Source organism: Aeromonas sp. 2HA2 (assembly GCF_029237345.1).
Taxonomy (GTDB): Bacteria; Pseudomonadota; Gammaproteobacteria; order Enterobacterales; family Aeromonadaceae; genus Aeromonas; species Aeromonas salmonicida.
In genome coordinates this window covers 1-24,239 of sequence record NZ_JAACGB010000018.1, presented here as the reverse complement: position 1 = coordinate 24,239, position 24,239 = coordinate 1, and the positions used below count along the sequence as shown (strand labels likewise).

Here is a 24,239-nt window from a genome sequence, read left to right as displayed (position 1 = left end):
TCATCAGAAGTTGTAGGTCATTCCCAGTGTGTAGCGGCGCCCGTCCAGCACTGTACCGAAGCTGGTGTAATCCACCGTCTTGTCGAACAGGTTGTAGATACCGGCAGTCACGTCCAGGTTCTTGTTGGCCTTGTAGACCAGACCTGTGTCAAAGAAGGTGTAGGAAGGCGTGCCCTCTGCCATCTTGACCCGGCTCAGGTAGTCAGAGGTCTTGCTGCGGAAGTTGACCCGTGACCAGAGGCTGACCTCTTCTGTGGTCTGCCAGTCGACCGTTGTGTTGAACATGTGGCGCGGCATCTGGTTCAGGGGCTTGCCTTCCATCGAGCCGCTCTTCTGCTCGGACTGGGTGAAGGTGTAGCTGGAGGCGAGCGACCAGTCTTCGTTGATGGCCCAGTTGGCCGTGCCTTCCACCCCGCGCATATTCGCCTTGTCGACGTTGATGCGGTCGCTGATGAAGTCATAGGTATGACCGTTCAGGGTGCATGAGGGATCGCTCTTGCTGGTGCAACGGCGGATCTCGGAGATCTTGTCCTCGAAGTCAGTGTTGAACAGCGTCAGCCCAGTGCTCAACCCCTCCTGACCATCCCACAGCAGTGCGATTTCCTGGCTCACGCTGGTTTCAGGTTTGAGTGCCGGGCTGCCCACCAGCATCCCATCCTGAGTGCCCCCACCCGTGGCCTGGCCCCAGTTGGCGGCCGACATGCGCAGATCCGGTGAACGATAGCCGGTGGAGACGCCCCCTTTCAGCGTCCATGACTCGGCCGGATGCCAGACCCCGTACAGACGCGGGCTCCAGTGAGTGCCGTAGTTCTGATCCCTGTCCATGCGTACGCCACCGGTCAGGGCGAAGCTGTCGGTCAGTGCCCACTCGTCCTCCACGAACATGGCCCAGCTCCAGCGGGTCAACTGGTTGGCGCGGTTGACCACGTTGAGCTGGTTGCCCTGATCCTGCAGATCCTCGTAGCGGTACTGGCCACCCACGCTCAGGTAGTGATCCCCAAGCTCAAACTGGGTGTGGGTGTCGGCTATGGTGTTGATGAGCTTCATCTGGCGGCCGGGATTGGTGTTCTCTTCCCGCTGCAGATAGCTGGTGGAGGAGCCAAAGTCGTAGCGGCCGTCGTGGGTGATGGCGTAGTTGGTGCGCTCGTAAGTGCTCAGGCTGGGCTTGGACTTGGCCGGGATGGACTCACCCGGCGTGCGATCACGATCCTGCAGACCGCGGCTGGCCTCGAAGTCGAAGCGATTGTGCTCGTCAGGGGTCAGGCTGAACACGGCAGTGCCGCTGCGCATCTCCTGTTCGGCGAAGCCATTCTGGAACTGATCCTCACCGCGATGGGAAAGCTGGCCGTTCAGACGCACCCCCAGCAGCCCGTCTACCAGAGCGCCGGCCGTGTAGGCGTTGGTCTGGAAGATGTTGCCTGAGTCTTTGTTCTCCTGGAAGGTGGAGTCAGCATGCAGCGACCCCTGCCACGCCGTCATGCTGGCGGTCTTGCGGGTGATGACGTTGATGACGCCGCCCATGGCATCGGATCCGTAACGGGAGGACATGGGGCCACGCACTACCTCGATACGCTCTATGGCTTGCAGCGGTGGCAACCAGCCCTGCTCTATGCCTGGGCCATCGCTGTTGGGACGAGTGCCACGACTGTCGACACGCTTGCCATCCACCAGCATCAGCGTGTATTTGGAGCCCATGCCACGAATGCTGATGTCACTGCTGCTGCCACCCCCGGTGATCACCACGCCCGGCACATCTTTCAGTGCATCGGTCACGTCGCGGTAGGCGCGTTTTTCCAATTGCTCACGGGTCACTACCGAGATGGAGGCGGCGGTATCTTCGATCTTCTGCTGGAAGCCGGAAGCCGTCACAACCATGACTTCCTGTTCGGTGGCATAGGCGTGGGAGGCGAGGGCGGCGAGAATGAGCGTGGTCAGCTTGTTGCGGTGCATTTTTATCATGTTGGCCTGAACTCTTTTAATGAGAAAGTGACATTCATCCTTTGGGTGAACTCGATGGTGTGACTTCACTGCATCCCGCGTGAAATCAGGACCGGGAAGGTTCAATTGAATAATCTTCCCGTTTGTCGGCTGGCATTGTAATGATCAGTGAAAGATGTGTAAATGATAATTAATCTCATTAAGTTTATTGAGCTGTCATAGGGCCAGCAGGAGGGGCAGACAGAGCGGGGAGTACCTGGGTGACATAAAGCAGCAAGATGAACAGAGTCGAGGGAGAGATGAAAGGGCTGAGAGAGAGGGTAAACGGGGTAAACACTGAATTTCAGACAACAAAAAACCCGCCTAGGCGGGTTTTTTTAATTCTTGCAGAAGGTCTTCTCAGCAGGCGTTAGCTAGCGTGAAGGCTTCCTTGCTTGAATTACAGACCAACTACGTTGGCAGCAGCCGGGCCTTTCTGGCCTTGCTCGATGGTGAACTCAACGCGCTGACCTTCGTCCAGAGTTTTGAAGCTGGTGGACTGGATTGCAGAGAAGTGTACGAACACGTCTTTGCTGCCGTCAGCCGGGGAGATGAAACCAAAACCTTTCTCGGCGTTGAAGAATTTAACGGTACCAGTCATTTTGTTAGACATAATAATTTCCTAAAATAGTGTTTTAAGTGCCAAAATTTGGCAATCTATGATTTTTCGTCAGCAATACGTATGGGGAGCACTAAAGAAGGAGAATTATTTAATAAGAACTATCATAGATAACTCTTATACTAATCACTGCTTTACTAAAATGACTGCCTAACATAAACAGGTCTGAACTACCGAACCATCGAGAGAGATTAAAACATGCTCTCTTCGTTAAAGCAAACTTTATCTCAATATTAATTTCTGGTTATCGACGTGCTATCAACTTCATATTGTCACATGAGCCACGGCGTTCACTGGCGAGATTGAGCGCTGGCCCTTGCTATGATTGGCGCCGAGCTTTTTTGTGACTGCTTTCTGACTGGCGTAGAGGCGTTCCTGATCAAGGGTGGTATAGCAGTGCTCTTCCTTGGTTGCCGCAGGGCCTGAATGGCAAACGCCCACCCACACCGGTCTGGTGTGGGTGGGCGCTCATCAACACAGCGCTAACTCAGCGCTTGCTGCGAAACTTGTTGCTGACGGAGTCGATCCAGCTGAAGGTTTCTGGCAGTACCTGATTTCTGGCCCGTTCTTTGGCCTTTTCCCGAGCCAGTTTGGAAGCCACCTTGGCCGCCTCTGCACGATCTGCCACGATTTTAAGCCGGCCTTCCTCACGGACCCTGTTACGTTCTGCGTTGGTCAGCTGATGATCAGCATTGGCCTGGGCTTTTTGGAGCAACAGGGTTATCTCGGCCTTTTCGGCTTCGGTGAGGTCTTTCATTTCCAACTTTTTCACGGCGCGCTCCTGGGGCGGCTGGGGGGTGGAATACATTAACACATTTTCACCGACTATTTCTTATGCAATCCGCTCTGCTGGCATAAAAGAGCCGGTTCCGCACTTTTCTCCGTCATTTATCTGCCAGTTCACTGCAGATTTCTCGTATGTCCCGGTTTGCCTGGTACAGCTCTCAGCTGTGGCCGCTTGGTTCGACATGGATCAGCACTATGGCATGAGGTATGTGACGCATTATGCCTTCTTCTATCCGATCGCAGATGGCGTGGGAGTGTTCGATGCTCATCTCCTTGGGCAAGGTCAGATGGAAATCGATGTGGCGACGGCGTCCGGCCTGGCGACTGCGCAGGGCGTGAAAGCCCCCATGTTCCGGGCAGCACTGTTCGATCACTCGGGTCGTCATGGCCAGCTCCTCTTCGTTCATGCTGTGGTCCAGCAGTGGTTGAAAAGCCTGGTCAAGCATGGATATTGCTTCTCTGAGAATGAAGAGCGCCACGCAGATGGCGACTATGGGGTCGAGCAGATAGAGGTTGTAACCCAGCCCGGCGGCGAGCCAGATGCCTGACAGACCGACAGCCACCCCGAGGGAGGTCAACACGTCTGCCTTGAGGTGCAGGGCATCCGCTGCCAGGGCAACGGATTCTTCCTCTTTCGCCACCCGATACAGATAGGTGGAGACGCCGCTGTTGACCAGCGCCGAGATCAGCATGACCAGTACGCCAAAACCCACGCTTTCGATCGGCGTTGGTGTGATCAACTTGCCGATAGCTTCGAAGATGATCCAGCCGGCGGCCAGCAGGATCAGCAAAGCTTCGATCACGCCGGAGACGTTTTCTATTTTGTCATGTCCATAAGGATGGCGTTGATCGGGGGGAATATCTGACCTGCGTACTGCAAACAGGGCGATGAGAGCCGCCACCAGATCCATTGCCGAATGAATGGCCTCCGAAATAATACTGACGGAGCCACTCAAAATGCCAGCGAATATCTTCATGATAATCAGTGTGATGTTTGAGCAGACGGAGACCAGCGCCGCCCTCGTTTTTCTGGTCATGGGATGTCCTTATTCTCGGAAACATAATTATAAAAATAAGTCGGGATAATATCAGCTTGAAAATAAAACCGCCTATTCAGGTTGTAATATTTTGTTTCTGACGGTAGTGAGAATGCTTATCTAAATTATCTTGTCTTATTTAAAGAATAGTTATTTTTGATTTGGTGATTTATTTCGATTCGTGAGTGAATATGTCAGGGGAGGCGAACGTTATCAGGCATACTCAGGTTTTTTGGCCTTTCATGCCATCGGGTATCCGATCGTGGCCGAGATGGAGGCATGACTCAGGACGAACCCTGGCTGATGAGGGTGGATTCTTGCGCAACATTGGGGGTATGCTGGAGTGAGTGCGATCAATCGGTCGTCACTGAAAGCGTACTACTGAAGTCTACGATTCGGATGGCATGCTGGAACCTGGGTTCCAACTGTCTGGGTAACATTTTTGGAGTTTGATGATGAGTAACAAAGAACATCACAACGGCAAAGATGCCAAGAAAAAACCGCAGATGTCACTGAAAGAGAAGCGCGACGCCAAACGTCAGAAAGCAGACCTGAAAAATGGCAGCGCTATAAAGTAACGCTCCTCCACGCTGTAGTTCCTCTGGAGCCAGTATCAAGCCAGCCTTTCACAGGCTGGCTTTTATGTTTTCGCCTTATGGTGTGGCGCCGTAGGCCTCGAAGATCTTCCTATAGCGTCCGTCGGCTCGCATGGCATCCAGTTGGCGATCGAACCTGCGTTGCAGCTCCACCTGACGAAAGGCGAAATGGTAATGGGTTGGCGCAAACAGGTCATATTGCCTGACCCGGCCACTAGCATAGAGCTCCGCGCCATATTTGCTGTCGGCCAGCTCTGTCAGATAGTAGTAAAACACCCGCTGCTCCAGGATCACTGCATCCACCCGCCCCAGCATCAGTCTGTGAACCTGCCCCTGTTGTTTGGCGACCTCCTCATAGCGGGGATTTTGATCCGCCATGCTGGCAAAGGCACCTCCCAGTATCTGGCGAGCCCGCTGAAAGGCGCTGACTCTCAGGGTTTTCATATCGTCCAGTGTGCTGATATGAGTCTTGCCGAGGGTGAACACCCGGTTATGGAAGGCAATTACGGGCTGTGACAGGAAGACATTGTTCAGCATGCCGGGCTTGACGTTGATGATGGCGTCAAGCTTGCCGGACTCCAGCATCCGGAAAGTGCGTTCCAGTGGCAGATATTCAAAGCGGGGCTCATAGCCACTGTCGCGAAAGGCCTCTTTAAACAGGTCGAGCTCGATCCCGCGTCCCTCTTCCTCGATCACATAGGGGGGGATGGCGAAGCTGACGCCCACCCGCAGCAGTTCGGCGGCAAATAGCCGGGGGGCCACCATGGCGGCGGTCAGACAAATGGTGAGCAGTAGCGTGCGATGCAGAAACACCATGAGTTCTCTCTGGCAAACGAGTCGTCCTGAGCATAATCCCAAGACGGCCTGTGACACGTGGAAATAACGGCCACATTCACACAGGAACAGCACCGCATGCCGTGCCTGCGTCAATAACAGGTAAAAAAAGGCCCTGCATGAACAGGGCCTCTCGGGATTCATTGCCGATTAAAAAGGGATATCGTCGTCGAAGTCCATCGGCGGCTCGTTGTAGACCGGCGGTGCTGACTGGGGCTGCTGGGCCGGACGACCATAACCGCCTTGTGGCTGCTGCATGTTCTGCTGCGGTGCGGCGGCAGGACGAGCCTGGTTTACCGGCTGCTGGGCTGGCATGCCTTGTTGCGGTTGACCCCAGTTGCCTTGCGCTTGAGGTTGGCCACCCATGTTTTGGCCAGCGCCACCTTGCGGGCGACCACCCAGCATCTGCATCACGCCACTGAAGCTGTCTACCAGCACTTCAGTGGTATAACGCTCTTGGCCACCTTGATCCTGCCATTTGCGAGTCTGCAGTTTCCCTTCGACATAGACCTGGGAGCCCTTCTTCAGGTACTCGCCAGCCACTTCGGCCAGCTTGCCCATGAACACCACACGGTGCCATTCTGTACGCTCTTTCTGCTCACCGGTCTGCTTGTCGCGCCAGGTTTCAGAGGTGGCCAGGGTGATATTGGTCACGGCACCGCCACTCGGCATGTAGCGTACTTCCGGGTCTTGTCCCAGGTTACCGATCAGAATGACTTTATTGATGCCTCGACTGGCCATAATCTCTCTTCCACCCTTTATATACCGGCCAGGCCATATGCCCGGACCAATTCAACATATCGTTTGTTTTCTGCGAGATAGGCAGCATCGCTTGGCGACACTGACACATCATGCGATGACTGAACCCGGTTCAGTCGGCCAGCTGGCCAATGTTCCGCTTTCAGATTTTGGCCGCAATAATAACAGTTGGCGTGAACGAGCGCACATCTTCCTGCCCTGTCATCCTCCACCCGGAGCATGAACCGAAGGATTAACTTACACGAGGCCGACCATGACCAGCAAGCGAGCAGGGCTGGATGGCCTGAGCAAACGTAGCAAAACGGGTTCCGACTGCACTGTGACACTCTTTGCCGGGCACAGTGCCAGTATTCCCCCCAAATGGGGGGGGGTGGCTAGTCATTTGTATTGCTTGGGAAATTGGTGAGTTTCAAAAGAGGCACACTGGCGTCTAATGCTTTTTTAATGCTGCAGCGTTTGGGGGGCTTGGTACTCTCTGCTGCCAAAAAAACCATGGCCTGAATGTTCAAGGACGTGCTCTTCATGACCACCCCATACACCATAGTCGTACTGGTGACTGAAAATAATGTGCAGGCGACCAGTTTTCAGAGCTATCTGACTGAGCAGCTGACACTCCCCATCCTGCTGGTAAGCACCCTGGAGGCGCTGCCGGAACAGGATGGGCGAGAGTCACATCCATTATTTCTGGTCGATCTGGATTACCTCAAGTCGAGCCAGCAGGGGGGGTGGCCGAGGGAGATCTCCAGTCGCTTCGGGGAAGCCAATACGATATTGCTCAATGCCCCGACCAGCACGGATCGCGAGTTGCTGCTGATGTGGCCTCACACCAGCGGACTCTTCTTCCGCCAGGATCCGCTGGATCGGCTGGTGCTCGGCATTCGCAAGGTGTTGCAGGGGGAGTACTGGATCCCGCGCCATTTGCTGTGCGATCTGGTCAACTACTACCGCAAGGGGGGAGAACATCACCTGCGCAACCAGACGCTGCTGACTGCGCGCGAGCAGGAGATCATCCGCTACCTGATGACGGGTGCCTCCAATACCGAGATTGCCGACAGCCTGTTTGTGAGCGAGCACACCATCAAGTCCCACCTCTATAACGTCTTCAAGAAATTGAACGTCAAGAACCGGTTGCAGGCGGTTAGCTGGGCGAAAGAATATCTCTGAAATCGATGGGCATGATGGATAAAACCTGTCTATTCATCCAGTAGTCTCTATGCCATACTGATTCGCTCTGATTTGTGTATCGAGCGTGCAACAAGATGGAAAAGATAGTGGTCCGGGGTGCTCGCACCCATAACCTCAAGAACATCAATCTGACCCTGCCCCGCGACAAGCTGATCGTGGTTACCGGCCTCTCCGGTTCAGGCAAGTCTTCCCTGGCGTTCGATACCCTTTATGCCGAAGGGCAGCGTCGCTATGTGGAGTCGTTATCTGCCTATGCCCGCCAGTTTCTCTCCCTGATGGAGAAACCGGATGTGGATCATATAGAGGGGCTCTCCCCTGCCATCTCCATCGAGCAGAAATCCACCTCCCACAACCCGCGCTCGACCGTCGGCACCATCACCGAAATTTATGACTACCTGCGTCTGTTGTTTGCGCGGGTAGGTGAGCCCCGTTGCCCGACTCACGCCATCCCGCTCGCCGCCCAGACCATCAGCCAGATGGTGGATCAGGTGCTGACCCAGCCGGAGGGCAGCAAACTGATGCTGCTGGCCCCCGTGGTGCGGGATCGCAAGGGTGAGCACATCAAGTTGCTGGAGAATCTGGCGGCCCAGGGCTATATCCGGGCCCGTATCGATGGCGAGGTGTGCGATCTCTCGGATCCACCCACCCTGGAGCTGCACAAGAAGCACACCATAGAAGTGGTGGTGGACCGCTTCAAGGTACGCGATGACCTGGCGTTGCGGCTGGCCGAATCGTTCGAGACGGCATTGACTCTTTCAGGCGGTATCGTGCAGGTGGTGCCCATGGATGGGGAGGAGGGGGTTGGGCCCATGACCTTCTCTGCCAACTTCGCCTGCCCCGAGTGTGGCTACTCCATGTCGGAGCTGGAGCCGCGCATCTTCTCATTCAACAATCCTGCCGGTGCCTGCCCCACCTGTGATGGGCTCGGGGTACAGCAATACTTCGATCCGGCCAAGGTGATCCATGATCCTTCCATCAGTCTGGCCAACGGCGCCATTCGTGGCTGGGACAAGCGCAGTTTCTATTACTTCCAGATGCTCAAATCCCTCTCCGATCACTACAAGTTCGATCTGGAGGCGGCGTGGGAAGATCTGCCCCTCAAAACCCAGGAGGTGATCCTGCGTGGCTCGGGCCGTACCGAGGTCGAGTTCCGTTACATGAACGATCGCGGTGATGTGGTGGTGCGCAAACATCCGTTCGAGGGGATCCTGCACAACATGGAGCGGCGCTACCGTGAAACCGAGTCCAACTCGGTACGGGAAGAGCTTTCCAAGTACATCGCCAACAAATCCTGTACCAGTTGCGGCGGCAGTCGGCTGCGAGAAGAGGCGCGTCACGTATTCGTGGACAACCGCAACCTGTCCGCCATCGCCGAACAGTCTATCGGGGATGCGCTGGCCTTCTTCAAGGGACTGAGCCTGACCGGCCAGCGCGCCCAGATTGCCGAGAAGATCCTGAAAGAGATCGTCGAACGGCTCGGCTTCCTGGTTAACGTCGGCCTCAACTATTTGAGTCTCTCACGCAGTGCAGAGACCCTCTCCGGCGGGGAAGCCCAGCGCATCCGGCTGGCGAGCCAGATCGGCGCCGGCCTGGTGGGGGTCATGTATGTGCTGGATGAACCTTCCATCGGCCTGCACCAGCGTGACAACGAGCGGCTGCTCACGACCCTCATCCATCTGCGCGATCTGGGCAACACCGTCATCGTGGTGGAGCACGACGAGGATGCCATTCGCTTGGCTGACCACGTGCTCGACATAGGCCCCGGGGCCGGGGTGCACGGCGGTAATATCGTGGCCCAGGGGACACCCCAGCAGATCATCGACAACCCGGATTCGCTGACCGGTGACTATCTCTCTGGCCGCAAGCGGATTGCCATTCCTGCCGAGCGTACGGCGCTCACCGGCAAGTGGTTGAAACTCAAAGGGGCGAGCGGCAACAACCTGCGCAACGTCAATCTGGACCTGCCTCTCGGGGTGATGACCTGTGTCACCGGTGTTTCTGGCTCCGGCAAGTCGACCCTGATCAACGACACCCTGTTCCGCATTGCCCACCGCGAGCTCAACAAGGCGACCGAGTCGACCCCGGCGCCCTATCGCAGCGTTGAGGGACTGGAGCACCTGGACAAGGTGGTGGATATCGACCAGAGCCCCATCGGTCGTACCCCGCGCTCCAACCCGGCCACCTATACCGGCCTGTTCACCCCGATCCGCGAGCTGCTTTCCGGCACGCAGGAGGCGCGCTCCCGTGGCTATCTGCCGGGTCGCTTCTCCTTCAACGTCAAGGGCGGTCGCTGCGAAGCCTGTCAGGGGGATGGGGTCATCAAGGTGGAAATGCACTTCCTGCCGGACGTTTACGTGCCATGCGATGTCTGCAAGGGCAAGCGTTACAATCGCGAGACCCTGGAGGTGAAGTACAAGGGCAAGAACATCCACGAAATACTGGACATGACGGTGGAGGACGCGCGTGCCTTCTTCGATCCGGTACCGGCAGTGGCGCGCAAACTGCAAACCTTGATGGATGTGGGTCTCTCTTACATTCGCCTTGGTCAGTCAGCGACGACGCTCTCTGGCGGCGAGGCGCAGCGGGTCAAGCTGGCGCGCGAGCTCTCCAAGCGTGACACCGGCCAGACCCTCTATATCCTGGATGAACCGACCACAGGGCTGCACTTCCACGATATCCAGCAGCTGCTCAAGGTATTGCATCAACTGCGGGATCGCGGCAATACCATCGTTATCATCGAGCACAATCTGGACGTCATCAAAACCGCCGACTGGATCGTCGATCTGGGACCCGAGGGGGGGGCTGGCGGCGGTCGCATTCTGGTGACGGGCACGCCGGAGCAGATCAGCCGTTGTGAGGATTCTCATACGGCGCGCTTTTTGGCGCCGCTGTTGGTAAAATAATCACAGCAGTCATGAAACAAGGGGCCCTGGGCCCCTTGTTTTTTATGGAAGTGATTCAGTTGTCGCCCCAGGAGGTGGATACTCCATACTTGGTACAAGACAGTTTTCGCTCCCTCGTTTGCCGTCCAAAGGATATTGGCGTTCATGGCTCAACCTTCTCGCTCCATCGATCATTTGCTGGCCTACTCCATGTTTCCCGTCTGGGCCGGAGCCATCCTGATGCTGCTCATCGTGATTGCCCTGGCACAAGTACCGGCGGCGCAGCGGGTCGAAGAGCGGCGAATGAAGGAGCACCTGCAGCGGGTGATCAAGGCGGTGCAGGGTGATATCAGTGCCATCAATGCCTTCACCCGGGATTGGGGCATCTGGGATGAGAGCTATCGCTTTCTGGCTCACCCCAATCAGGCCTATATTCGTTCCAATTTGCTGGTCGATACCCCGATGCGGGATTTCGAACTCAACGTATTGAGCTATATGGATTTGCAGGGGGCCGAGATCTGGACCCGCACCCTGCTGCCCGAGACGCCAGGCACGGACACGACCCTGCTTCCCTTCTTCCTGGATGATCTCAAGCTGCAGTTGCTGCGTGAATCCCGTCAGGAGGGGATTCGCAGCCTGAGCGGTGTGAGGGGATCCCAGTGGGGCCCCCTCATCTACTCGCTCCAGCCGGTGACCAACACCTTGGGAAACGCCACACCCAATGGCTATCTGCTGGTGACTCGCTGGCTGGATGCTCGCTATCTGCATGATCTGGCTGAGCGCACAGCCCTCTCTTTGACCCTCTCCCAGCCAAAGCCTTCCGATAACTTCCTCTCCTTCAAGCCACTCAAGCCACAGATGAGCTATCGCCTGGTTGATCTGGGACTGCAGCGGATCAGGGGAGAGGGGCTGCTGCTCGACAGCAATGGCGACCCCGTGTTGACCCTGATAGTGGAAGACGATCGTGATGTGTTGCAGGGGGCGATGGAGGGGGCTATCTGGACCTTCTTTGGCATGTTGTTGATCAGCATCGCCTGCGTTCTGATGGCCCTGGCCCGCTTGAGAGCCATAGTGTTGGGGCCGGTCAGCGAGATGGTGAAGGCGTTGCAGAAATTTGGCGACAAGCAGGATGTGAGCCTGCTGCCGCTTATCGACAGCAGCCAGGAGATGGCCCTGCTCAGCCGCAAGTTCAGGGAGATGGCGGCCAAGATCAGTCTGCACCACAGTGCCTTGCAGGCGCACTCTTCCAGGATGGAGGTCGCCGCCTATACGGATCCGCTCACACATGCCTCCAATCGGCGCTACCTCGACGAGTGGTTGCTGACCCGGGATAACGTCACCGCTGCCAGGGTGCTGGTGATCCTGGACCTGGACTACTTCAAGCAGGTCAATGATCGCTTTGGCCACGACATGGGAGATCTGGTGTTGTGCCAGCTGGCCGCATTGATGCGCAATGCTCTCGGCGAGGAGGAGCCGCTGATCCGGCTGGGCGGGGAGGAATTCCTGCTGTTGTTGACCTGTGAGGAGGCGGAGCGGGTGGCCGATCGGATTGAGCGCTTGCGCCGCAAGATTGCCGAATATCGGTTCGGTCGGGAAGAGGTGCCCCTCCGGATGACGGCATCACTAGGGTATTGCAGTTACCCCCTGCACCCCGAGCTGAAAGATTCGTTCTGGAATCTCAGCTTCAAGCTGGCGGACATGGCGCTGTACAGGGCCAAGCAGGAGGGACGGGATCGCTGGCGGGGATATAGCGGTGAACTGGCCCGGGAGCAGTGGGCATTGAGCCCGGAGCAGATAGTGGAGGGAGAGTTCCTCTTGTGTCAGGCATCCCATCTCCATCAGCCCGCTGGATGAGCCTGTATTGACAGGTATGTACAGACAGTAGGATGCAGGGGATAAATACCTGCCACATCAGCTGGAAAAAGGGGGATCTCATATGATGGTTACGCGGAGACTATTGTGTTTCCCTTTGGTCTGTCTGTTATGAATATTCCGCTCACAGCCGAGTCACATTTGATACAAAAATACACTGCCATGAAGACTAGGTAGTCACAAGCCGCTGCTTAAATCCACCATAAGATATATTTGAATGGTTATTTAATGGGGTTTAATCTGAAGTTATTTAAACTAACCTATTGTTATTAATGGTATTTAATTTATTTTGTCGGAGCTTCAGGCAATCTGGAAGCTGCTGTACACATCTATCTATTTCTTGGTAACTTTTGAGCTAAATCAATAACCCCGCATTCACATCCTTTTATAGTCTTCAGGCTTGCAACATAGAACGAAAACTAAAAGGAAAAATGTGATGAAAAAGATCCTCCCTCTGATGATCGCAGCCGCACTTGCTTCTCCCGTCGCCATGGCCCACCAGGCTGGCGATATTCTGGTGCGCGGCGGCCTGGCATTTGTCTCTCCTCAAACGAGCAGTGATGACGTACTGGGTACCGGCGAGCTGGAAATTGACAGCAACATGCAGCTGGGTCTGACTCTCTCTTATCTGATCACGGATAACTGGGGTGTCGAGCTGTTGGCAGCCACTCCGTTCTCCCACTCCGTTTCCACTGCTGGTCTGGGTGAGGTTGCCAAGGTCAAGCACCTGCCACCGACCCTGATGGCGCAGTACTATTTCGGTGATGCCAAGAGCAAGGTTCGTCCTTACATAGGCGCCGGTGTGAACTACACCACTTTCTTTGATGAGGAAGGGCGTGGTGCCCTGGCAGGAACCGACGTCAGCGTAGACTCTTCCTGGGGCATGGCCGGTCAGGTCGGTCTGGACATGGCGATCAACGATCGCTGGTTCGTCAACGCCTCTGCCTGGATCATGGATATCGACACCGATGTACACACTGCCGTCGGTACCATCAAGACCTCCATCGATCCCATGGCCTTCATGTTTGGTGTCGGCTATCGCTTCTGACAAGTAGCCGAACCGGTCCGTCAAGGGCCTCAACAGCTAAGCACGTCTCTTTGGCCCGACACTGTTCGGGCCCTTTTGTGTCTGCGTTATCCTCAGTCAATTGTGATCCAACCCTATATGGATCAATAAAATAACCCAAGCCCACCCTCTATAATTCGCCGCTTGTGCCGATAGTGTCTATGTTCACGTTACCTTCCCCCCACGAGTGAGGATGTCTCCATGGGTTTATCTATTGTGCAGCGGATCATCGCCGGATTTGTGTTGATGCTGCTGCTGTTGATCCTGCTTGGCGTGATCAGCACGGTGAAGATCAGGGGTATCAACGACGGTTTGTCGCAGGTATCCGACCAAGCGACGCCACTGGTGATTGCCGTTGCGGGCCTGAAAGGCGCCCTGCAAGACAGCAACCGCTGGGTATTGGTCTATCGGACCAGCGAGGAGGCAAGTCAGTTGCCACAACTCGCCAGCCAGTTCAAAGAGCAGCAAAGCCGCTTCACTCAGCTGAGCCAGGAGATGGGCAAGTTCACCGGGGTCGCTGAGGCCAATGCCCGCTTCCAGCAGGTCGATAGCGCCACCAGGCAGTTCTATGGTCTGGCGGACCAGGTGCTCGCCCAGCACAGCCAGTGGGTCAATGCCCTGGTTCAGCGCCACAAGCTGGAGATCGATTTTATCCGGCTGGAGGACACCTATCAGCGTGCGGCGGATCTGCTGCTGCAACAGACGGCAAGCAAGCGCTCCATGCGCAACAAGGCCGAACTCATCACCTCCGGGATCGCCCGTGATCTGAAAAACATTCGCCGAGCCGATGCCAAAACCGACCTCAATGAGCTGGAAAAGGTGCTCAGCAAGGACATAGAGATGGCCCGCAAGCGTCTCGAACGCGTGCTGGTTCCCGACGATGTGAAGCAGCGTTTCGTGTCCAACCTGGATCGCATGCAAGAGCTGGCACTCGGTCAGCAAGGCTTGCTTGCCACCATGCGCAATGCCCAGCAACTGGCGGCATCCCTGCAGACGTTGAACCAGCAGCTCGACGCCAACCTGGTCAACAGCTTGAGCCTGCTCGACCAGATGGGCCAGTCGGCCGGGACCATCGCCAGCCAGAGCCGTACCACGGCGGATGATGCGGTCAGCAGTGCCAGCTTCTGGATCCTGATCGTCGCCGCCATTTCGGCCGGGGCAGCGCTCATCATCGGCTATACCACGGCGCGCAGCATTCAGCGGCCGCTACAGATGATCAACAAAGAGTTGAATTACATGGCTGCCGGTGACATGACCCGCCGTATCAACTATCAGAGCAGTTGTGAGTTCGGCAGCCTCTCCCGTTCCATCGACACCCTGGCGGGCAAGACGGGGGAGTTGCTCTCCCAGATCAACGCCGGCTCTCGCCACCTGGTGGAAGAGGCGAGCCGCGCCGCCGAGATCAGCGAGCGGGCCATGTCACGGGTGCAGGATCAGAAGAGCCAGACCGATCAGGTGGCTGCAGCCATCACAGAGCTGGAAGTGAGCGCCACCGAGGTGGCCCGTTCCACCGATGGTACAAAACGGGAAGTGGATCTGGCTGATGATGAGGCGAGAAGTGGCCGTCAGAAAGTGGCCACCACACGTCGCATCACCGAACAACTGGCTGGTGCCATGGAAGAGGCCGTCGGCATCACCTACAAGCTGGGAGAGTTCAGCAACAACATCGGCAGTATTTTGGATGTGATCCGCAGCATTGCCGAGCAGACCAACCTGCTTGCCCTGAATGCGGCCATCGAAGCGGCCCGTGCCGGTGATGCCGGTCGCGGTTTTGCCGTGGTGGCTGATGAGGTGCGAGCGCTCGCCAACCGTACCCAGACCTCGACCGAAGAGATCCAGGCGATGATCGAGAACCTGCAGAACTCGAGCAAACAGGTGGTGGAGGTGATGGGCCGTAGTCAGGACCAGACCCGCAGTTGTGTTGAACAGACTCGTGAAATGGACCTGGCATTGCAGTCCATCGCCGAGCGGATGACCTCCATCAAGTCGATGGCGGATCAGGTTGCCCATGCCGCCCAGGAGCAGATTTCGGTCAGCCAGGGGGTGGCTCGACATATCGCCGGCATCGCCGACGTGGCCTACGAGACCGAGCGGGAGGCGAGAGAGTCGGCAAGCAGCAGTGAAGTGCTGGCGGATCTGGTCGCCAAGCAGCAGCAATTGATCGCACATTTCAAGGTCTAGGAGGGCTTATGTCTAACAAGTGGATTGGGGCCCTGAGTCTCCTGTTATGTGGTCAACTGGTGGCCAGTGAGCTGGTGATCGAGAGCTGGCGAACGGATGACAAAGTATTGTGGGAGCAGAAGATCATTCCTGCTTTCGAGGCTGCTCACCCGGGAATCCAGGTGAAATTCAATGGTGTGCAGAATGTCGACTATATGCCGACCCTGTTGACCAGTCTGAAGGATGGCAAGGCAGGAGATCTCATTACCTGTCGCCCGTTTGACGACTCCCTTGCCCTGTTCAAGGCCGGTCATCTGGCGGAGCTGACCGAGATGTCGGGGATGGAAAACTTCCCGAGTTTTGCCCAGTCACCCTGGCAAACCGATTCCGGTGCCCAGACCTTCTGTGTGCCCATGGCGTCAGTGATCCACGGTTTTTTCTACAACAAGAAGATCTTCAGTGAGTTGGGCCTGACAGTGCCGCAAACCCGCGATGGTTTCTTTGCCGCGCTAGACAAGGTGAAAGCTGACGGTCGCTATGTGCCGCTGGCCATGAGTGGTGCCGAGAGCTGGGTTTCGTCCGAACTCGGTTTTCAGAACATAGGCCCCAACTACTGGAAAGGGGAAGATGGTCGTCTGGCGCTGATCGGCGGGCAGGAGCGGCTCGACAACCCGCAATACGTCAAGGTATTTGAGGAGCTGGCTCGCTGGCGCCCCTACCTGGGAGAGGGGGGTGAGAACCGGGACTATGCTGCCACCAATGAGCTGTTCACTTCCGGCAAGGCCGCCTTCTACGTGGCGGGTTCGTGGGAAATCGCCCCCTTCACCGGCAAGGTCGATTTTGGCGTCATGCGCCCACCAGTAGCCAAACAGGGTGATGGTTGTTTCTTTACCGATCACACCGATATCGGCATGGGCATGAACCCCGCCAGCAAGAACAAGGAGGCGGCCATGGCGTTCTTGCAGTGGCTGACCACTCCCCAGTTTGCCGAGCTCTATACCAACTCGCTGCCAGGGTTCTTCTCCCTCTCCAACCACTTCTTTGATGTCACCAATCCGGCGGCGAAGGAGATGATGGAGTGGCGCGATCAGTGTGATTCCACCATACGGGTGGCGACCCAGATCCTCTCCCGTGGCAAACCCAAACTGGGGGATGAGCTGGCCGAGGTGAGTCAGGCCGTGCTGCTGGGCAAGATGGCACCACAAGCGGCGGCAGACCGGCTGGAGCAAGGGCTGAAGGGCTGGTATCCACCCCATCAGGGCAACAAGGCCAAGGGGCAGGATTGCCAATGTGAGGCACCGGCTGTTCCCGCCACTGTCGTACCTGCGGTACCCACCACTGAGGCTCAGGTCGCACCGGCGCCTTCGGCTACCCCCGCGACCGAGGTACCGGTCGAGCCTGCGCCTTCGGCTGTCTCCGCCACGACAGAGGAGCCTGCCGTTCTTTCGCCATCTTCGGCCACACCCGCCGTGACAGAGGATGCCCCAACCGCGCCCATTCCATCGATCACGCCGGCTGTGCCAGCCTCTGCGGCGGCCGCCCCGTCACCGGTGCCATTTGCCGAGATTGAGCAGGCACTGTCCGAAGAGTTGGAAGCGCCACAGCAGTAAATGGCAACACCATTAAAGAACGGGAGGCACCAGCCTCCCGTTTTCATTTCTGCCTGCTACTCGGACTATTGGGTCTCATGGGGCCAGCGGCAGAGACTGCCGATGCGGGCCACAGGGGTAAAGCCCAATGAACGATAGACCCGCTGAGCGTGGTAGTGCTCGTCGGCCACTATGATGAGCTGCCTGGCCCGCTCCAACCCCTGGCGCGCGACCTGGCTCAGCAGCTGACGGCATAGCCCCCGGTTACGCCACTCCTGATGAGTACGTACCAGTTGAAACCGACCCATGGTCTCGGTGAAGAAGAGCCCGCAGCTGGCAACCAGCTGCTCCTCCTGCCAGATCCCCCACCACTTCCCGAGTCCATCCGCGATCATGGCTTCATACAGGCGACGTCGGGATTGCAGGTAGGGGAGATAGTTTTCCACCGAGTGACCGGGATCTCGCTCATTGAGCTCGAACGCCAGCCAGACATCCCAGTCTGCGGGCGAGAAAGGGCGGGCTTCTGCGGTTTGGTCGATAGTGGCAGCCTGGTGCAAGTTGGTGGCATCCAGCGCCAGCACAACGCATTCCATGTATTGATATCCCGCTGCCACGAAACCTGCTACGCGGCTGTTCTGGCCTTCTGCCAGCGGCCACTGAAAGGTGCGATGCTGCACTCTGGGGTCCAGCCCGATCAGCTTGTCAAAACTGGCCTCGAGCCAGCCTTTGTCACGATCGCTGGGGGGAGTGGGGAGCAGCAGGTAGTTGCCAAAATAGTAATCGGGAGCATCAGGGGTGCGCACGGCCCAGAACTGCTCATGGTCTACCACGTTGCCCTGATAGCGATCGAACAGCAGGTCTGTTGCAAAACCGGGGTGGGTATCCATGACGAGGCTCCTGCGAATTGCTCAATTGGTTATCGGCAGGGAAGGGAAGAGGTTGAAAAAGGGGCCGGAGAAACCTCCGGCCAAACAATCACACGCAGATTCAGAACGTCCAGGACGATCTGTGTTCATCATAACGCGACTCCACGGCTTTTGGGATGGGGTGCCAATCGTTACTTCAGGTTAATTGCCAAATAAACAGCAGAGTCTCACTCCTATCTGTAAATCAGGGTTGACTTTGATCCGTTTTCTCATAAAGATAGAAAGACGTTTAGACGTCCAAACATCCGTTTTGACGTAGAGGAATGGGTTGCAGGGCAGGGAGAGAGCAGATGGGATTTCACAGTGCACGTCAGGTTGAGGCACTCAACCAGAGTCTGGCCGATTTAAGCGGTGACATAGGGGTTAGTTTCGAGTTTTTTCCACCCAACAGTGAAGGGATGGAAAACACCCTCTGGCAGTCCATCGAACGGCTGAAAGTGCTGGAACCCAAGTTCGTCTCCGTGACCTATGGTGCCAACTCAGGCACCCGGGATCGTACTCACAAAGTGATCAAGGACATCAAGGAGCGTACCGGCCTGATCGCGGCGCCCCACCTGACCTGTATCGATGCCAGTCGCGACGAGCTGCGTACCATAGCCCGCGATTACTGGAACAGCGGCATCCGCCATATAGTGGCCTTGCGCGGTGACCTGCCGCCCGGACTCGACAAGCCGGACATGTATGCCACCGATCTGGTGGCTCTGCTCAAGTCAGAAGCTGATTTCGATATTTCGGTGGCCGCCTATCCGGAAGGTCATCCCGAGGCCAGAAGTGCGCAGTCAGACTTGCTCAACCTCAAGCGCAAGATTGATGCCGGTGCCAACCGCGCCATCACCCAGTTCTTCTTCGATGTGGAGACTTACCTGCGTTTTCGGGATCGCTGCGCCGCCATCGGCATCGATGCCGAAATCGTGCCCGGGATACTACCTGTCTCCAACTACCAGACCCTGGCCAAGTTCGCCGGTTTTACCAACGTGAAGATCCCGCGCTGGATGCATCAGCGTTTCGAGGGGCTGGACAACGATCAGATGACCCGCAACCTGGTGGGCGCCAGCATCGCCATCGACCAGGTGCGCGTGCTGAGTCAGGAGGGGGTGAAGGATTTCCACTTCTATACCCTGAACCGCTCAGAGCTGACCTACGCCATCTGCCATACTCTGGGGGTCAGGCCGAAGGACCCGGCCTGACACAGGTTGCCGCAGGCACAAAAAAAGCCAATGAGTTGCTCATTGGCTTTTTTTTCATAGCGGCTTGTCAAGGCCGGGTTGGGGCTATCTCTTTTGGTTCGAGATCGATGACCGCATTGCCGGCGGCACCCGGATACTGGTGATAGCTCTGGTCCTGCTCCAGGGTGTAGAAGGTATCCAGATAGTCATCGTTGTTGGTCATCCAGGAGTCGGGCAGCGCCTTGACGATGCGACCGCCGAGATCCAGGAATGGCAGCGCCTCCGGCACGCCGCCAGCGGTAAAGGCGAGCTTGAGGGCATCGATGAACAAGGCGCTCAGCTCCTTGTAGTTGACGTTGTCATCCTGCTCCATCATGACGATGTCGACGGCACCCCAGCGGTAGCGATCCCAGTACACCAGGATCTGGTTGGGGGTGTAGTCTGTGTTGTCATAGTCGAGGTAGGGCATGTCGACTATGTCGACCACGGGCTCATCCCGGCTGGGATTGACCCCGGCGACCACCGCATAGACTTCGGCCGCACCCAGCAGCCAGGGCTCCTGATCATCCTTCAGTCTTATCTTCTTCAGGATGCTGGTCTTGAGCGGTGCCGTGCTGGCGGCGGTGCGCGGGGCAGCCTGCAGATCGGCTGCGGCCAGCGCCTTGCGCATCACCTTCAGACCGGCGTTCTTGGCCTTGACGGGGTCTGCTTCCACCACCAGGACAGGTCGCGCCGGTGCCTTGTCCACATCCAGATAGACGGGGTTGCCGGCGCTGTCGAAAGCTTCGATCGCACTCCAGCTCTTCTCATCTCCGCTCGGCACATAGGCAACCAGGGGTTCGACCCCTTGTTGCAGTGCGGCGGCCTGCTCCGGGTTGGCCAGTCGCAGTTGCATCAACTGCTTGACCTCGCCGTCCAGCCCTTGCCGGCTGATGGCGGCCTGGTTGGCATCGCTCGCCTGCCGTTTCAGCCGTGGACTGGCTTTTTGCAGCAGGTTGGGCAGCGGGCTCTGGTACTCCTGATTGCTCAGCAGTGGCAGCAGGTTTTTCTGCTGCAGCGCGAGCTGGCGTGCCAGCTCCCGATCCGAGTCGGCAGCGTGGGCGGTGGTGGCGCCCAGCAGTGCCAGTAACAAAATGACAGCCTGATTCCTCATTATTGTTCTCCAGTTTATGAGTCTGACAGAGGCACACATCGGGGAAGAAGAAGTGCCTCGGCACCACTTAATGGCAATTAGTTTCAGCTGTGAACCAATTTTTCTGAATTATGTGCTGTGTCTCACGGGAGGCTCCCCAGATGGTCAGGTCAGTTTCTCCGCTGGTTGACTTGATGCAGGATGACACCGATGAGTAGCCCCCAGCAGGCGGCGCCGACACCCAGCAGGCTGATCCCGGAGGCCGTGATGATGAAGGTGATCAGGGCGGCTTCTCGCGCTTCGTCTTGTTGCAATGCCGTGTGCAGGCTGCTGCCTATGGTGCCGAGCAGGGCCAACCCGGCCACGCAGGTGACCAGCGTTGCAGGAAAGGCGGTGAACAGGGTGGCCACGCTTGCCCCGAAGCAACCGGTCAGCAGATAGAAGCCGCCAGCCCAGACGGCGGCCGGCCAGCGACGGCTGGCATCGGGATCCACGTCCTTGCCCATGCAGATGGCGGCCGTAATGGCGGCCAGGTTGAAGGCATAACCGCCGAAGGGGGCCAGCAACAGGCCGATCAGTCCGGTCCAGCCGATCAGGGAGGAGGTGGCCGGTTGATAACCGTGGGCTCGCAATATGGTAATGCCGGGCATGTTCTGGGAGGTCATGGTGACGATGAACAGTGGCAGGGCTATGCCGAACAGGGCATCGAAGGAGAAGTTAGGCAAGGTCCAGACCGGGCTGGCGAGCTGCCAGTGCAGAGTGTCGAGTTGTAGATCCCCCCGCAGGGCACAGATGGTTATTCCCATCGCCAGTACCAGCACCATGGTGTAGCGGGGCCAGAGATGGCGGCCGAGCAGGAAGGCCAGCAGCAGGGTGCCAAGCAGCAAGGGATCTTGTGGCGCGACCTTGAACAGATCCAGCCCGAATCTGAGCAAGACTCCGGCCAGCATGGCGGCGGCCAGCGGAGCCGGGATATGCCGCATCAGGCGATCGAACCAACCGCTGATGCCGCACAGGGTGATCAGCAGGGAAGAGATAACGAAGGCGCCTATGGCCTCAGCCAGGGTGAAGTTGCCCAGGCTGGTGATCAGCAGGGCGGCCCCCGGGGTCGACCAGGCGGTCAGTACTGGTATGCGGTAATAAAAGGAGAGGCCGATGCAGCTTATTCCCATACCGATACCCAGCGTCCATAGCCAGGAGGCAAGCTGGGTGGCATCGGCCCCCGCCGCCGTAGCAGCCTGAATGATCAGGATGACGGAGCTGGTGTAGCCGACCATCACGGCGATGAAACCAGCCACCAGGTGGGGAAGGGCGAAGGGCATAGTGACGTCCTTGTCGGATTGTGACGGCTTGTGCGTTATTACGTACAATGTGTCTTCTGACTATATCGTCGTGCGCTATAGCGCACAAGGCGATTCATGCAAGAGTAATAAAGAGGCAGTCATGCAAGAGATGAATCAGCATCTGGCCCAACGTCTGAAGGGATTGCGCAGCGAACTGGGCTGGAGCTTGGATGTGGCGGCACGTGAGACGGGGGTAAGCAAGGCCATGCTGGGGCAGATTGAGCGGGGAGAGTCCAGTCCCACTGTGGCGACCCTGTGGAAGATCGCCACCGGCTTTCGAGTCTCCTTCTCCAGCTTCATCGAGCCTACCCCGGCAGCGCAGGGAGAGGTGCTCTATCGTACCGCCGACGCCATTCGCCAGCAGCCTGCGGGAGAGGGCATGCAGGTCGCTCCCTTATTTCCTTATGAGAAGCGATTTGGTTTTGAATTGTTTGAATTGACGCTGCTACCCGGGTATCAGCGCGAATCCGAACCCCATGAGCCCGGTGTGACCGAGCATGTCATCGTCATCAGTGGTCTGATGGAGGTGCTGGTGGAAGGGGAGTGGCGTTCACTGGTGCAAGGGGAGGCGGTGCGCTTTGCCGCCGACCGCCCCCATGGTTATCGCAATCTGGGGGTTGCACCTGCGATCTTTCACAACCTGATCCACTATCCTGCGGCCAGGCCCTGAGAATAAGCCCGGATGATCAGCCCGGACGGCCATCCGCCCTGGTGCTGGTCAGTATGGGGGCATAAACCCAGACGAACAGCCCATAGGCGCCGACCCAGGCCAGACCACTCAGGTTCCAGCCGTGCAGGGTATAGGCAGGCCAGAGTAGCGGGATCACAACCCGGATCACCGCTGCCGCTATGACCAGTGCGAACGCGCAGCTTATCCGGCGGCCTACTTGCAAGGCTCGGCCACTATGGCCGAGGGAGACGCGCGCTATCATCCCCAGGATCATGGTGCCCATGCAGCCGGCGCTGAGCAGGTGGCTGGCCGTCGACAAGGTGATGGTCAGTCCTGCAGCCTGCGCTCCGAGAGCGAGCAGACCGAGCGGAATAAACAGGTAGGCGAGATGCAGTGACCACAGCAGGGGATGAGCAAGGGTGGTCGGCAGGCGCCAGCGCAGTTGTCGCCACAGATGTAAACCTGCAGCCACTATATATAGAGGCACCATATAAGTGCTGGTGGTCCATTGGGTGGGGAGCAGCAGCCAGCACAGCAAAATAAGCCACAGTGATGCGAGTGCTATGCGCTCCAGCCACGGCAGGGGGGCGGCTTTCTCCAGGCCGGTACCTCGGGCGGTGAAGAAGGGGATGACCCGTCCTCCCATCACTGCAATCAGGGTCGTGAACAGCACTACTGTCGTGATCAGCAGATGCTCTATGACGATCCACTCCTCATGCCATAACCAGCTAGCGCCATTGAGCAGAGTCAGTACCACGAGCAGGGGGACAAAGAAGAGGTTGCGCCATTGGCGGGTCACTATGATGGGTTTGGCCAGGAACCAGGCGCAGAGCGGTAGCCACATCAGATCCATCATCATCAGAACCGGGTTCCCTTCTCCCAGCCAGGGCAACAAACACCTAGGTACGGCCCACAGACCCACGACCAGTGCCAACGGCCAGCCCCGAACGCCGGGATGGGCCGTCCAGTTCTGTACGGCGGTCAGCAGAAAGCCCGCCACTATGGCCGCACCGAAACCAAACAGCATCTCGTGGGCATGCCACCAGATGGGGTTGCCGACTCCTGGCAGCAGGATCCAGCCATTGAGCTGTGCCAGCCAGCCCAGCATGGCCAAGACAGAGAAGAGGGCCCCGAGCAGGAAGAAAGGCCGAAACCCCAGGCGGAACAGAGGAACTATCTGTTCTTCTTTGCGGCTATCCAGGATCTGATGCATGGCGAAACCTTAATTGACATTTGAAAAGACAATTATAAAGTGACTTTTTAAATGTTCAATTTAAATCCAGTCAAAGCCTGAGTTGATGGGGTTTTGAGCAAAAACGCACAGGTTTGCTGCATATCTGAGCGAACGAACAATTGTGATGAAAAAGCCCTTGTCATCCCGGCGGCGCTCCCTATAATGCGCCCCTACCAGCACGGGAACACGCCGAACTGATGAGTCAGCTTCCTTGTGAAGCCGGCGCCGAAAGAAAAGCGAAAACAACCGCTTGACTTTTGAAGTGAGGAGCGTAATATGCGCCTCCTCAACGCGACAAGCGTGACGCTCTTTAACAATTTGAATCAAGCAATCTGTGTGGGCACTCACAGCATCGAACATCAAACAATTTTGTTGATTTTCAATGTCTGGTGAAGTGACCAAGACG

General features: G+C 57.2%; 20 protein-coding genes. 9 read left to right on the top strand and 11 right to left on the bottom strand.

The features are described from left to right. Positions 1-3: 3 nt before the first annotated feature. From GWQ29_RS19035 to GWQ29_RS19020, 4 genes are all read right to left on the bottom strand, one after another. Positions 4-1,950, bottom strand: a complete 1,947-nt coding sequence (locus GWQ29_RS19035; RefSeq protein ID WP_265422327.1) for a ligand-gated channel protein — start codon at positions 1,948-1,950, stop codon at positions 4-6. Between the two features lie 427 nt (positions 1,951-2,377). Next, entirely contained in the window at positions 2,378-2,590 is a 213-nt protein-coding gene (gene cspA / locus GWQ29_RS19030) for an RNA chaperone/antiterminator CspA (protein ID WP_005316548.1), read from the bottom strand. Positions 2,591-3,083: 493 nt separating this feature from the next. Continuing rightward, positions 3,084-3,368 (bottom strand): DUF3811 domain-containing protein, encoded by a 285-nt coding sequence (yjbD, locus tag GWQ29_RS19025; RefSeq protein WP_275920085.1) that lies wholly within the window; start codon positions 3,366-3,368, stop codon positions 3,084-3,086. A 172-nt stretch (positions 3,369-3,540) separates the two neighbouring features. Beyond that, positions 3,541-4,419, bottom strand: a complete 879-nt coding sequence (locus tag GWQ29_RS19020; RefSeq protein ID WP_034524357.1) for a cation diffusion facilitator family transporter — start codon at positions 4,417-4,419, stop codon at positions 3,541-3,543. Between the two features lie 455 nt (positions 4,420-4,874). Between GWQ29_RS19020 and GWQ29_RS19015 the strand changes: the two genes are divergently transcribed. Next, on the top strand, positions 4,875-4,997 hold the full coding sequence (locus GWQ29_RS19015; RefSeq protein WP_005316524.1) for a hypothetical protein: 123 nt from the start codon (positions 4,875-4,877) through the stop codon (positions 4,995-4,997). 75 nt (positions 4,998-5,072) lie between these two features. Here GWQ29_RS19015 and GWQ29_RS19010 read toward each other — a convergent pair whose 3' ends face one another. Then, positions 5,073-5,831 carry a transporter substrate-binding domain-containing protein gene (locus GWQ29_RS19010; protein WP_275920084.1) on the bottom strand — a complete coding sequence of 253 codons (759 nt, stop codon included), beginning with the start codon at positions 5,829-5,831 and terminating at the stop codon, positions 5,073-5,075. A gap of 168 nt (positions 5,832-5,999) precedes the next feature. After that, positions 6,000-6,590, bottom strand: a complete 591-nt coding sequence (locus GWQ29_RS19005) for a single-stranded DNA-binding protein (RefSeq protein ID WP_005316531.1) — start codon at positions 6,588-6,590, stop codon at positions 6,000-6,002. Between the two features lie 519 nt (positions 6,591-7,109). Between GWQ29_RS19005 and GWQ29_RS19000 the strand changes: the two genes are divergently transcribed. The 6 genes from GWQ29_RS19000 to GWQ29_RS18975 all read left to right on the top strand — a co-directional run bounded on the left by GWQ29_RS19000 (position 7,110) and on the right by GWQ29_RS18975 (position 17,383). Beyond that, positions 7,110-7,772, top strand: a complete 663-nt coding sequence (locus GWQ29_RS19000) for a LuxR C-terminal-related transcriptional regulator (RefSeq protein ID WP_275920083.1) — start codon at positions 7,110-7,112, stop codon at positions 7,770-7,772. Between the two features lie 95 nt (positions 7,773-7,867). Beyond that, positions 7,868-10,696, top strand: coding sequence for an excinuclease ABC subunit UvrA (gene uvrA, locus GWQ29_RS18995; RefSeq protein WP_275920082.1), 2,829 nt, complete (start codon positions 7,868-7,870; stop codon positions 10,694-10,696). Between the two features lie 144 nt (positions 10,697-10,840). Next, entirely contained in the window at positions 10,841-12,529 is a 1,689-nt protein-coding gene (locus GWQ29_RS18990) for a diguanylate cyclase (protein WP_275920081.1), read from the top strand. 454 nt (positions 12,530-12,983) lie between these two features. After that, positions 12,984-13,595, top strand: coding sequence for an OmpW family outer membrane protein (locus GWQ29_RS18985; RefSeq protein WP_021140735.1), 612 nt, complete (start codon positions 12,984-12,986; stop codon positions 13,593-13,595). A gap of 219 nt (positions 13,596-13,814) precedes the next feature. Beyond that, positions 13,815-15,794 (top strand): methyl-accepting chemotaxis protein, encoded by a 1,980-nt coding sequence (locus GWQ29_RS18980; protein WP_275920080.1) that lies wholly within the window; start codon positions 13,815-13,817, stop codon positions 15,792-15,794. Between the two features lie 8 nt (positions 15,795-15,802). Further along, positions 15,803-17,383, top strand: a complete 1,581-nt coding sequence (locus tag GWQ29_RS18975) for an extracellular solute-binding protein (RefSeq protein ID WP_275920079.1) — start codon at positions 15,803-15,805, stop codon at positions 17,381-17,383. Positions 17,384-17,448: 65 nt separating this feature from the next. Here GWQ29_RS18975 and GWQ29_RS18970 read toward each other — a convergent pair whose 3' ends face one another. Continuing rightward, positions 17,449-18,249, bottom strand: coding sequence for a GNAT family N-acetyltransferase (locus tag GWQ29_RS18970; protein ID WP_275920078.1), 801 nt, complete (start codon positions 18,247-18,249; stop codon positions 17,449-17,451). 329 nt (positions 18,250-18,578) lie between these two features. Here GWQ29_RS18970 and metF point away from each other — a divergent pair, with 329 nt between their 5' ends. Then, on the top strand, positions 18,579-19,475 hold the full coding sequence (metF, locus tag GWQ29_RS18965) for a methylenetetrahydrofolate reductase (protein WP_021140731.1): 897 nt from the start codon (positions 18,579-18,581) through the stop codon (positions 19,473-19,475). Between the two features lie 67 nt (positions 19,476-19,542). On the opposite strand, the gene GWQ29_RS18960 is transcribed toward metF, so the two are convergent. Beyond that, on the bottom strand, positions 19,543-20,607 hold the full coding sequence (locus GWQ29_RS18960; RefSeq protein ID WP_021140730.1) for a DUF3103 family protein: 1,065 nt from the start codon (positions 20,605-20,607) through the stop codon (positions 19,543-19,545). 149 nt (positions 20,608-20,756) lie between these two features. Continuing rightward, complete coding sequence (locus tag GWQ29_RS18955) at positions 20,757-21,908, bottom strand: benzoate/H(+) symporter BenE family transporter (RefSeq protein ID WP_125602513.1); 1,152 nt, start codon at positions 21,906-21,908, stop codon at positions 20,757-20,759. 121 nt (positions 21,909-22,029) lie between these two features. Here GWQ29_RS18955 and GWQ29_RS18950 point away from each other — a divergent pair, with 121 nt between their 5' ends. Next, complete coding sequence (locus GWQ29_RS18950) at positions 22,030-22,599, top strand: XRE family transcriptional regulator (protein ID WP_192896390.1); 570 nt, start codon at positions 22,030-22,032, stop codon at positions 22,597-22,599. A 16-nt stretch (positions 22,600-22,615) separates the two neighbouring features. Here the strand turns inward: GWQ29_RS18950 and GWQ29_RS18945 are convergent, their stop codons facing one another. Both GWQ29_RS18945 and GWQ29_RS18940 read right to left on the bottom strand, forming a co-directional pair. Then, positions 22,616-23,812, bottom strand: a complete 1,197-nt coding sequence (locus GWQ29_RS18945; RefSeq protein WP_125602511.1) for an NnrS family protein — start codon at positions 23,810-23,812, stop codon at positions 22,616-22,618. A gap of 60 nt (positions 23,813-23,872) precedes the next feature. Further along, on the bottom strand, positions 23,873-24,239 hold a 367-nt coding region (locus GWQ29_RS18940), incomplete at its 5' end, for a hypothetical protein (RefSeq protein ID WP_275920077.1).